Annotated in this window: 7 protein-coding genes; 1 reads left to right on the top strand and 6 read right to left on the bottom strand. The window is 60.5% G+C overall.

Annotated features, from left to right (window positions below; all coding sequences use genetic code 11):
• Positions 1-281: 281 nt before the first annotated feature.
• Both NB311A_RS05405 and NB311A_RS05400 read right to left on the bottom strand, forming a co-directional pair.
• Positions 282-2,771 (bottom strand): penicillin-binding protein 1A, encoded by a 2,490-nt coding sequence (locus tag NB311A_RS05405; RefSeq protein ID WP_009797451.1) that lies wholly within the window; start codon positions 2,769-2,771, stop codon positions 282-284.
• Positions 2,772-2,969: 198 nt separating this feature from the next.
• On the bottom strand, positions 2,970-4,247 hold the full coding sequence (locus NB311A_RS05400; protein ID WP_009797450.1) for an N-acetylmuramoyl-L-alanine amidase: 1,278 nt from the start codon (positions 4,245-4,247) through the stop codon (positions 2,970-2,972).
• Between the two features lie 698 nt (positions 4,248-4,945).
• On the opposite strand from NB311A_RS05400, the gene NB311A_RS05395 reads away from it, so the two are divergent.
• Positions 4,946-8,092 (top strand): Rne/Rng family ribonuclease, encoded by a 3,147-nt coding sequence (locus tag NB311A_RS05395; protein ID WP_040674071.1) that lies wholly within the window; start codon positions 4,946-4,948, stop codon positions 8,090-8,092.
• A 281-nt stretch (positions 8,093-8,373) separates the two neighbouring features.
• Here NB311A_RS05395 and thiL read toward each other — a convergent pair whose 3' ends face one another.
• The 4 genes from thiL to NB311A_RS05375 all read right to left on the bottom strand — a co-directional run bounded on the left by thiL (position 8,374) and on the right by NB311A_RS05375 (position 11,176).
• The gene (gene thiL, locus NB311A_RS05390) at positions 8,374-9,342 is read right to left on the bottom strand and encodes a thiamine-phosphate kinase (protein WP_009797448.1); all 969 of its coding nucleotides are present in this window, start codon (positions 9,340-9,342) and stop codon (positions 8,374-8,376) included.
• 152 nt (positions 9,343-9,494) lie between these two features.
• A complete protein-coding gene (gene nusB, locus NB311A_RS05385; protein WP_009797447.1) occupies positions 9,495-9,977 on the bottom strand; it encodes a transcription antitermination factor NusB in 483 nt (160 codons plus the stop codon).
• An 8-nt stretch (positions 9,978-9,985) separates the two neighbouring features.
• Positions 9,986-10,477: a 6,7-dimethyl-8-ribityllumazine synthase gene (gene ribH / locus NB311A_RS05380; RefSeq protein WP_040674039.1), complete on the bottom strand. Its 492-nt coding sequence runs from the start codon at positions 10,475-10,477 to the stop codon at positions 9,986-9,988.
• A 69-nt stretch (positions 10,478-10,546) separates the two neighbouring features.
• Positions 10,547-11,176 (bottom strand): riboflavin synthase, encoded by a 630-nt coding sequence (locus NB311A_RS05375; RefSeq protein WP_040674037.1) that lies wholly within the window; start codon positions 11,174-11,176, stop codon positions 10,547-10,549.
• Between the last annotated feature and the right edge of the window lie 85 nt (positions 11,177-11,261).

Genomic DNA, 11,261 nt, shown 5'->3' with positions numbered 1-11,261 from the left:
TGATTTTGATTTAGCTGCGAAGGTCGCAAAGCGCAATCGTGTAGAAGATGAACATACCGGAAAGGCTACGCGAGCAAAGTAGAAACGGGATGGTGCTCATCAAAACCAATCGTACTCATCAAAACCATAAGGCTGGAGCCGGTCCAAGTTGAACCGGACCATAGCGTTTTCAAGCGAAGCATGCTCACGGGCCTGACCCGAGGATGGATCCGGTTCGTGTAAAGAAAGCACTTCAGGTCAGAAAGATAGAGTCTTCTCCGCTCCCGCGAAGCGGCGAAGGACTAGTAAAGCCCCCCGGTGCCGGGCCGAAACAAGCTGCGGTCCGCGTCGGGCAGCGGCTGTGGCTCGCGTCCGTCTGCATCAGCCACACCGATCACGGAATAATTGTCGGGCGGCGCGGTGCCGGGCTTGAAAGCTTCAAGGATGGTCTTGCCGCTGCCGGGCCCTGCGCGCATACCGGTCTTGGCATCGACGCGAACCAGCTTGATGCCAGCAGGAATCCGAAACGGAGTAGCCGGCTTGTCGGCAAGCGCAACCTTCATGAAATCACGCGCGATCGGAGCCGCCAGATGTCCGCCAGTCGCCCTACGGCCGAGATTGCGCGGCTTGTCGTATCCGACATAGATGCCGACGACGAGATCAGGCGAGAATCCAATGAACCAGGCATCCTTCTGATCGTTGGTCGTGCCGGTTTTGCCGGCGATCGGCTTGCCCACATCGCGCATGACCGTAGCAGTGCCGGCCTGCACCACGCCTTCCATCATTGAGGTGATCTGATACGCCGTCATTGAATCCAGCACCTGCTCGCGATGATCGATCAACTGGGGTTCGGGCTGGTTCTTCCAGCCTTGTGGCGCATCGCAGCCGCGGCACTCCCGCGCGTCGTGCTTGTAGATGGTGTGACCGTAGCGATCTTGAATGCGGTCGATCAAGGTCGGCTTCACGCGCCTGCCGCCATTGTCGAACATCGAATAAGCGGTCACCATGCGCAACACCGTGGTCTCGCCTGCTCCCAGGGCATAGGACAGATAGTTCGGCAGCTCGTCGTAAACCCCGAAGCGCTTGGCGTATTCGCCTATCAGCGGCATGCCGATATCTTGCGCCAAACGAACCGTAACGGTGTTGAGCGAGAGCCGCAGCGCATTGCGAAGCGTTTGCGGCCCGTAGTATTTTTCTTTCGAGTAGTTTTCCGGACGCCAAACGCCTGAGCCACGCCCCTGATCGATCTCAATGGGCGCGTCGACCACAACTGTAGAAGGCGTATAACCGTTGTCGAGCGCCGAGGAATAGACGAGCGGCTTGAACGAAGAGCCAGGTTGCCGGTAGGCCTGCGTGGCGCGATTGAACTGGCTTTGATCGAAGGAGAAGCCGCCGACCATTGCCAGCACCCGGCCGGTCCGCGGATCCATCGCCACCATCGCGCCGGATACTTCGGGCAATTGGCGCAACCGGTATTCCCCTTCGACGATCTTGCCATCCTTTGCAATCAGCGGATCGGCATAGATCACATCACCGGGCGAAAGCACTTGTGACACCTTGGTCGGCGTACGGCCTCGCGTGGACCCGGACGCGGCCTTTGCCCACTTCACCCCGTCAAGCGTAATCAAGGCCGTCTGCCGCTCCTTGCTGACGGCGCCGCCAAGCTCGCGCCTGGGCTGGAAGCCGATCCGCGCGGACTTGTCGTCGGACTCGAGCACGACCGCCATTCGCCACGGGGAGATATCGGACAGCGACTTGAGTTCGGCGAGTTTCACCCCCCAATCGCCGGAGATGTCGAGCTTGCTCACCGGGCCACGCCAGCCCTGAGCCTCGTCATACGTAACGAGGCCATTCGCCATGGTCTTGCGCGCTATCACCTGCAACTCAGGGTCAAGCGTCGTCCGGACCGACAGACCTCCCTCGTAGAGCTTCTTTTCGCCATAGCGCTCGAACAAATCGCGCCGCACCTCCTCAGCGAAATATTCACCGGCGAAGGTATGCGCCCCATTGGCTCGGCTCGCGACCATCAGCGGCTGCTTGCGGGCCCTTTCCGCGTCGGCCTGATTGATCCAGCCATTCTCCAGCAGCCGGTCGATCACATAGTCGCGTCGTTCGATCGCGCGCTCACGGTTCTTGACGGGATGCAGCGTTGAGGGCGCCTTGGGCAGAGCCGCCAGATATGCGGCTTCGGCAACGGTCAATTCGTTGACCGACTTGTCGAAATACACGAGCGATGCAGCCGCGATGCCGTAGGCGCCAAGACCGAGATATATCTCGTTCAGATACAGCTCGAGGATCTTGTCCTTGGAATAGGCGCGCTCGATGCGCATCGCCAGCAACGCTTCCTTGATCTTGCGGGTAAAGGAAACCTCGTTGGTCAGAAGGAAGTTCTTGGCGACCTGCTGGGTGATCGTGGAGGCGCCCTGCGGTCTCTTGTTGGTCCCGTAATTCTGAGCATAAAGCAGCGCTGCACGCAGCATCCCCTGGTAATCGATGCCGCCGTGTTCATAGAAATTCTTGTCCTCCGCAGCCAGGAACGCGTTGATGACCAGCTTCGGCACTGCCTGTATCGGCAGGTAGAGCCGGCGCTCCTTGGCGTACTCGCCGAGCAACGAACCATCGGACGCATGGACGCGCGTCATCACCGGCGGCTCATAATTCTGAAGCTGGGAATAGTCCGGCAGATCCTTCGAAAAATGCCAGATCAATCCTGCTACTGCCGCGACCCCGACCAGAAACAGGATGGTTCCCGCTGCAAACAGAAAGCCGGTGAATCGCAGCAGCAAGCGCATTATCGAATGTCCGTTCGTTACCCGGGCCTGACGATATCGGCGACCGCAAGCCATGTCGCCGCCCGGACGCGTTTCGTTCGTCGAAGCAGCCGCAGATTAGGTATGCCGGCTCTGGCCGATTCTGCAAACTTACGACAGCTTTCTATAGGGCGGACGCTGTGTCCAAACTAGGGCTTCCCACCGACAATGCGCCACTTTTCATTTCGGGTCCGTCGGGGCGACTGACACCGTCCTTTTCGCAAGGAATGTCTCGACGGCCTTCGCGACCGAACGGACCGTCTTGGAACGCCACTCTTCCGACGTCATCTGGCGGAGATCTGCTTTATTCGAAACATAACCGAGCTCAACCAGCACCGACGGTACATCGGGAGCTTTCAGCACCCTGAATCCGGCTGACTTCAGCGGGTGCTTGTGCATCCGGGTGGAGATTTTCATCTCACTCATCAACAGCTGAGCGAAGCGATTTGAAAACGTGCGTGTTTCCCGTTGTGCGAGGTCGATCAGGATATCGGCCACCTCGGTCGGCTCCTCGGTCAGATCGACACCGCCGATGGCGTCCGCCTTGTTCTCGGCTTCGGCCAACCGTTCCGCCTCGCGGTCCGACGCCCTGTCCGACAGCGTATATATCGTTGCGCCCCGCGCATCGCCCTCGTGGCGTGGCAAAGCGTCAGCATGAATCGATACGAATAATGCAGCGCCCTTGTTCCGGGCGACCCGCACGCGCTCAGCCAGCGGGATGAAGGTGTCGTCGGTCCGCGTCATGACCACACGGAACTTGCCGCCCTGCTCTATGCGGTCGCGCAAAGCCACCGCAAAAGCAAGCACCAGATCCTTTTCAGCCTCTCCCGTTGAAGCTTGGGTTCCATTATCAATTCCGCCATGGCCAGGATCGAGAACGACCACGAGACGCCCGTCTGCGAGCCCGGTCAAGCTGGCGGGCTTGTCGGCAACGGGACCTGAAGAATCGGCATCTTTCGCCGGCTCGGGGTTGCTCGACCTCGTCAATAGGCGGTTGAATGCGGCACGGTCGACGGCCTCCAGTTCGACAACCAGGCGCGAGGGCTGTCCGTTCGCGGCGTCAAGCACGTAAGCTTTCTCGATTTTTGCAGGTCCCGCGAGATCGAAGACGATCCGCGATCCGCCCGGCATCACCAAGCCATAGCGGAACGCCTTGATCAGGCCGCGTCCGGCCTCCCCGGCCTTGTTTGCAAGGCGAAAACTGACTTGGGGAATATCGATCACGGCCCGATAAGGATCGGTCAGCAGAAAGGCGTGAATATCGATTTTCTTATCGAGATCGAGAATGAAGCGGGTCTGTTTCAGGTCGCCCGCGAGCCGCACGTCGGAGGCGACCGGAAAATCGCCCGCGACCTCCGGGCGAACGGAATCGTTCCCGACGGCAAGTGAAGCCGCGCCAGGAAACAATAGCGCTATGGCGCTTAGCCAGACGATTCCTTGATTTGCGCGGCCCGCCAACGAACCCTTGCCTCCGAGCTGCCCTCAACCGCAATAGAACCGTACGGTTAATCCGGACTTAATTTGTTAACGGCTATTGCTCGGAAGACGTTGCCTGGGCGGCGATGCTCTCCCTTGCAAGCGGCAGACAATCCACGTATGTAAGTTAATGCTGACGGTTAAACTCAAGGCTGTGTCGCGTTCAGCTTCCCGGTGCAGCGTAGGGCTTCGGATTGTGCGAAGTTCCGGCGTTTCCTGATCCCTCCACAGCCAGCGCAACGCGCGGCCCAATTGAAGAGTGTTTTTCAGGTTTGGGAAGCATCCGTTCCCAGGTTACCATTTCGCACCCGGGGGCGGCTGGAGAGGTCGTAACCGATTGTCCCGGCCCTGCGGCCACGCGGTACGACAACCGACCGGTGCTTTGGCGCCGCGTCGGTCCGGCAGCAAGATAGATACGTGGCGGTGTTTTTGCCGCCAACCTGTTCAGACGGGCCGACGCCTGATGCGCCATACTGAAAAGCTGACTGCATTTTCCGCAAAGACTGCGCCGAGGCGAAGTGAAAACTTCGCGCATCGCGTCTCGTCGGGATCAAGGTCGGTAAGGCGTTCCAGATCGCGCAGCCTTCCCCTCACCCCCCAATCAGGTGGACCGTTGCGTTACCCGGCCGTGCGAAATGCGCGCGCCGTGCCATGCGCCCTCCGCCTCCAAGAGCTTCAAAATGCCCAACAACAAACCCAACAAGATGTTGATCGACGCCACCCACCCGGAAGAAACCCGCGTGGTGGTGGTCCGCGGCAACCGCGTCGAGGAATTTGATTTCGAATCCGCCCAACGCAAACAACTGCGCGGCAACATTTATCTGGCCAAGGTCACCCGGGTCGAGCCTTCGCTGCAAGCCGCTTTTATCGAGTACGGAGGAAACCGGCACGGGTTCCTGGCGTTTAGCGAAATCCATCCGGACTATTATCAAATTCCGGTCGCCGACCGTCAGGCGCTGATCGAAGCCGACGAGCGCGCTCATCGCGAGGCAGAGGAAGAATCTGAAGATCGCCCCAATCGCCGCCGTTCGCGGCATCGCAACTCCCGCCGGCGAGATCACGGCGAACGCGTCCAAAGCGCTGTCGTCGAGGATGGGGATCGGGAGGTCGCGGGGATAGATACGACGCAGTCTGACCCGCCGCCTGACGACTCGGCAACGGACGACGACCACCTGAGCCCATACCACGAGGCGCAGGAGGCGCAGGATCACGATCATCCTAACGCGGATGACGGAGACCACGATCCCTTACATCCTGACCCGCGCGATCACACGCACGCCGCTGCGCACGACGTCGGATCAGGCTCCCCATACAACTCCGACCACCACGAAACCGATGATGACAATTTACAGGAGGCGCACGACTTCGCTCGCACATCTGATTCCGACGATGTGATCCGCGAACATCGCGACGAAATTCCAGAGCACACCGGCAACGACCTGATTGCGTCTTCACCGGATGAAGATCTGCCCTCGATAGCACCGGATCACGCGACAGGCATCGAGCCGCTTGCTGATGACGGCGCTCGAAACGAGCATACCATCTCCACTGATGAGGCGCCTGCAACGCACGGCGAAGAGCACGATCATGAGAACGCCGACCACGCCGGCGGCCACCCTCATGAGGTTGAACTCCATGGGGACGGCGTTCGCGTCGAAGATGATAGTATTGATGATGACGAAGAAGAGGAGCAGGTTGAATCCGTCGGCGGCGACGACGCGCTCGAGGAAGTGCCGGAGCGGGCCTACCGGCCGCGCCGTCAGTACAAAATCCAGGAAGTCATCAAGCGCCGTCAGGTCATGCTGGTGCAGGTGGTCAAGGAGGAGCGCGGCAACAAGGGCGCAGCGCTGACGACCTATCTATCACTGGCCGGCCGGTACGCCGTGCTGATGCCCAATACGGCCCGCGGCGGCGGCATCAGCCGCAAGATCACCTCGGCGCAGGACCGCTCGCGGCTGAAGGAGGTGGTGCAGGATCTCGATGTCCCCGAGGGAATGGGCGTCATCCTGCGCACCGCTGGCGCTGCGCGCACCAAATCGGAGATCAAGCGCGATTTCGAGTATTTGATCCGCATGTGGGAAACCGTACGCGACATGACCCTGCGGTCCCAAGCTCCCACACTTGTTTACGAGGAAGGCTCGCTGATCAAGCGCTCCCTCCGCGATCTCTACAGCAAGGAAATCGACGAGATCCAGGTGGCCGGTGAAGCCGGCTACCATGAAGCGCGCGATTTCATGAAGATGCTGATGCCATCCAACGTCCGCACAGTGAAGCAATATCGCGACTGCCAGCCATTGTTTTCGCGGATGGGCGTCGAGAGCCAACTGGACGCGATGTTCCTGCCGACGGTGCAGCTTCGCTCCGGCGGATATATCGTCATCAACCAAACCGAAGCATTGGTATCGATCGATGTTAACTCAGGTCGCTCGACCCGCGAACATCATATCAAGGATACCGCGCTCAAGACCAATCTGGAAGCTGCGGAGGAAGTGGCTCGGCAGTTGCGGCTGCGTGACCTTGCCGGTCTGATCGTTATCGATTTCATCGACATGGACGAGAAGCGAAGCAACCGCGCGGTGGAGCGTAAGCTGAGCGAGTGTCTGCGCCACGATCGCGCGCGCATCCAGGTCGGACGCATTTCGCACTTCGGTCTTCTCGAAATGTCACGCCAGCGCATTCGCGCCAGTATGCTGGAAAGTTCGACGGAGCCCTGCCCGCACTGCGGCGGCACCGGCCATGTGCGCTCGGTACCATCGGTGGCGTTGCAGTTGTTGCGCAGTCTCGAGGAAGTCCTGATAAAAGGTGCAACGCACAATCTTATCGTGCGAACGCGCATTAACGTTGCGTTGTATGTGCTCAATCAGAAGCGGGGGCATCTGCGGGCCCTCGAACACAGCTTCAAGGTTGGTCTTTCCGTGGTCGCCGACCCCTCACTCGAAGGTCAGCAATCCTTTGTCATTGATCGCGGCGAGCAGATACACACCCTGGAGGCTGCAAAAGCGCTGCTGGCCGCGCAACTCGCCACATACCCACCACAGGCGGAAGAGGCCCAGGAAGACGAGCAGCCGCTCGATGTGGAAGCCGAGGTCGAGGCCGATGACGCCGAGACTCGCGCCGACGAACGGGCGGGCGGGGAAACCGAGGGTGAAGGCCGCAAGCGTAAGCGACGCCGATCCCGGCGGGAACGCTCTAGCGAAGCGAACGACAACCAGCCCCCGCAAACGGTCGACGGTCCGGACAGCGTCCAGATTGCCGCCGATTTCGCTGCGGCACGCTTTATGACCGACGACTTCGAAAATGATGGAGAGGACGCCCCGGCGCAGGAGAGTGAGGCGCGAGCCGATCAGCCGTCCGATGGAGACGAGCGGCGCCCGCGGCGTCGGGGGCGGCGCGGTGGCCGCCGCCGTCGCGGCAGCAACGGTGCGAGTCCTGCCGACTCGATTTCTGACGAACTGAACCCGACGTCACCACCGGAAGTCGTCGAGGCTGTCGCGGACCTGGATTCGGTGTCGATCGCGCCGGAAACACAGACCGGTTCCTCAGAGGCTGAAATTGAGCCGCAGCAGCTTGCCCCGGACGCGACGAGCAGCACGGCTGAGGCCGGAAACGAAAACGTTTCGGAATCCGAGAAAGCCGTTTGCCGTCGCTCGACAGTACGTGAAAAGGTGAGCTTCGCCTCGCAAGAGTCACCGCCCGCCGTTCCCGTCATTCAAAGCCAACCGGAAGCAGCAACGCCAGAGTCTCAACAGCCTCCTCCGCAAGTATCGGACGAAGCCCGGCCGCGCCGCGCGGGGTGGTGGTCACGTCGGTTCGGCAGCGGCACCTGAACCAGCCTTCCAGTGCAAAAGACGCCCGGATGGAGACTTTCACCACGGAACGGTGAAAGCCTCCGTCTTTTTGACGTGACGCGTTTTCTTCATGCGAATCAGATTTCCGCTCGAAAACGCCAGATCACGATGATTTTGGAGCGAGCTGATCCAAGATCATGAATGTTATGATTTCAATGCTTTGAGAAGCATGATGCGGGCGAAAACCGCACCATTTTGTCTTCATCGCGCTCCATAGAGCTGCGGATTTTGGCATGCGGTAGGACTGCGCCGCCACTATTTCAGAAATGGCTGTAGGAAAGCCGCGACAGCGCGACATCCTCGCCCTTTGTATCAAGCCATTTCGGAGCCGCGTCGCCCGCGATGACTTCTCCGATTGGTGTTACGGCGACGCCGACGTTTCGTGCCTCCCGCGCGAAGTGATCCCAGCTATCTTTCGCGATCGTGCATAAAATCTCGTAATCGTCGCCGCCGCTCACAACGGATATGAAACTCGCCTGCCCTTGCTCCATGAGTCCGTGTGCAGCTTCAGAAAGCGGAACGGCGGCGGCATCGATGATTGCCGAAACTCCTGACGCCTTACAGAGTTTTACGAGATCGCCAGCCAGGCCATCGGAAACATCCATCGCCGCGCGCGCATGGTTTCGGACGGCCTCTGCGAGCCCGACGCGCGGCTGCGGGATCCGGTACCGGTCGATCAGCGATTCACGCATAGCGGCGTCGTTAACCGTCGCTTTGCCCGAGAGAATGGCGAGCCCGAGCGTGGCGTCGCCGATCGTGCCGGAGACAACGATGCGGTCACCGGGCTGCGCGCGGCTGCGCAAAACCATTCGATCAGGCGGCGCGCGACCGAAGGCCGTGATAGACATCGTCAGGGGTCCCGGAGTAGCGACGGTATCGCCGCCGAGCAACGGACAATCAAAGGTGATGGCGTCCTCGGCAAGGCCGCTCGCGAATGCCGAGAGCCATGTCTCATCCTGCTCACGCAATGCCAGGGACAGAACAAATCCGGCGGGCGTCGCCCCTTTGGCGGCGAGATCGGAAAGATTGACACGCAACGCCTTCCTGGCGACCGTTTCCGGCGGATCGCCGCTCAGAAAATGGACCCCTTCGACGATCGCATCGGTTGTGACCACGAGATCATTGCTACCGCCCCTCAGGACAGCCGCGTCGTCAGCGAGCCCCAGCGCGCCCGGATCGGTCGCGATCGGCTTGAAGTAGCGAGCGATCAGATCGTCTTCACCGGACATATTTCGACTCGTCGAGGCTTATCCGCGCCGCCGCAGCGGAATACGCGTTGCTATAGCGTTTTCAAGCGAAGTGGACGCCGGTTCGCGTGAAGAAAACGCGTCAAATCAAAATCATAGAGCCCGCTTCTGATTCCATCAGAAGCGGAAAAGCTCTAGCGAGTAAACTCGGCGGCGCGGAAACGGCGCGCGATCTGGTCAAGCACCGCATTGACCATACCGGCTTCCTCATTTTCAACGAAGGCGTGCGCGACATCGACATATTCGGACACGACGACCCGCGCCGGGATGTCCTTGCGATGCTCCAGTTCGTACGAGCCGGCGCGCAGCACCGCGCGCAGGATCGCGGCGATCCGCTTCAACGGCCAACCTTTCGACAGCGCATCGTCGATCAAGGGATCGATCCTGACCTGATCGCGAACCACGCCTGCCACCACGTCTCGGAAGAAGGCGGCTTCGGCAGGAAGATATCTGTCGCCCTCGACTTCGTTACCGAGCCAGTGGCTATCGAACTCTGCAAAGACATCGTTGACGCCCGCGCCGCTTATCTCCATCTGATACAGCGCCTGCACCGCGGCGAGCCGCGCCGCGCCGCGTCTGTTTGCTTTCCTGTCAAAGCTTGCCTTGATGTCCGCCATCGCTCTGTTTACGCCTTCGCCAGCCGGCGTTTCAGCCGCAGCATCGTCAATGCCGCTCGCGCCGCATGGCCGCCCTTGTTCAATTCGCCCGCACGCGCCCTCGCCCACGCCTGCGCATCGGTGTTGACGGTGATGATGCCATTGCCGAGAGCGACCTGACGCTGCACCGACAGATCCATCAGCGCGCGGGCGGATTCCATCGAGACGATCTCGAAATGAATGGTGTCGCCCCGCACCACGCAACCGAGCGCAACCACGGCATCGTAAGGCTCGCCGCTCCGCTCGGCCGCATCAAGCGCGAAGGTGATGGCCGCGGGAATCTCCAGAGCGCCCGGAACGGTGACGACATCATGACGGACGCCCGCGGATCGCAATTCGGCGACTGCTCCTTCGAGCAACGCATCCTGGATATCGTCGTAGAATCGCGCCTCCACAATCAAAACACGTGCGCCGGAGACGCTTGTCTGATCCTTAAGCGGGGCGTGTCTTGCCTCTGCCATAACTGCTCCGGTTCGCCGTGCCGGGCTTACCCGGTATTCGTTCCGCCAAGGAGGCCAGTAGCCCGCGTATCATGCTTCCGTCAATGAATCGCTTTTCATCTCGTTCAGGCGCGCGGCATACCGCGCCATCAGGTCGACCTCGATATTGACCTCGCTGTTCTGGCGCCAGTCGCCCAGCGTGGTAAGGCCGAGCGTGCGCGGAATTGTAAGCACCGAAAACGCCTCGTGCCGAACGCTGTTCACCGTCAGCGATACGCCGTCCAATGTCACCGAGCCCTTGACGGCGATGAAACGCGCCAACTTCGGAGCAGTGGAGAATTCAAAACGCGCCATGCCGTACTGATCGTCGCGCGTCAGTATGGTCGCGATTCCATCGACGTGACCTGCGACAATGTGGCCGCCAAGCTCGTCCCCGATCTTCAACGCGCGTTCAAGATTAAGCCGTGTTCCCACGGCCCAGTGCTTTGCCGTCGTCACGTTGAGCGTCTCCGCCCCGACATCGACATCGAACCAGGTCGAGCCGCCAGCGACACCGGAGGCAACGACCGTCAGACACGCGCCGTTGCAGGCGATCGACGCGCCATCCGCGATGGTGGTTTGGTCATAGTGGCAGAGGATGCGGAGACGGTGGAGCTGGTTCTGCGCCGTGCGCGTCACGCTTTCGATCTCGCCGATGTCGGTCACTATGCCGGTGAACATCAGAGCCTTCCAAATCCAGTACGTCCGCAGCGGCCGAAAGAGGTAGACGCCCGGCCAAAGGACGGGCACGACGGCTTCAAACGTA

Source organism: Nitrobacter sp. Nb-311A (assembly GCF_000152905.1).
GTDB lineage: Bacteria > Pseudomonadota > Alphaproteobacteria > Rhizobiales > Xanthobacteraceae > Nitrobacter.
The sequence above is the reverse complement of the archived record's forward strand: the minus strand, read 5'-3'. Positions and strand labels throughout refer to the sequence as shown.

Bases quoted from the DNA above. Each gene is read 5' to 3' on its own strand.
- NB311A_RS05405 (WP_009797451.1), bottom strand. From the start codon at position 2,771: ATGCGCTTGCTGCTGCGATTCACCGGCTTTCTGTTTGCAGCGGGAACC.
- NB311A_RS05395 (WP_040674071.1), top strand. From the start codon at position 4,946: ATGCCCAACAACAAACCCAACAAGATGTTGATCGACGCCACCCACCCG.
- thiL (WP_009797448.1), bottom strand. From the start codon at position 9,342: ATGTCCGGTGAAGACGATCTGATCGCTCGCTACTTCAAGCCGATCGCG.
- nusB (WP_009797447.1), bottom strand. From the start codon at position 9,977: ATGGCGGACATCAAGGCAAGCTTTGACAGGAAAGCAAACAGACGCGGC.
- ribH (WP_040674039.1), bottom strand. From the start codon at position 10,477: ATGGCAGAGGCAAGACACGCCCCGCTTAAGGATCAGACAAGCGTCTCC.
- NB311A_RS05375 (WP_040674037.1), bottom strand. From the start codon at position 11,176: ATGTTCACCGGCATAGTGACCGACATCGGCGAGATCGAAAGCGTGACG.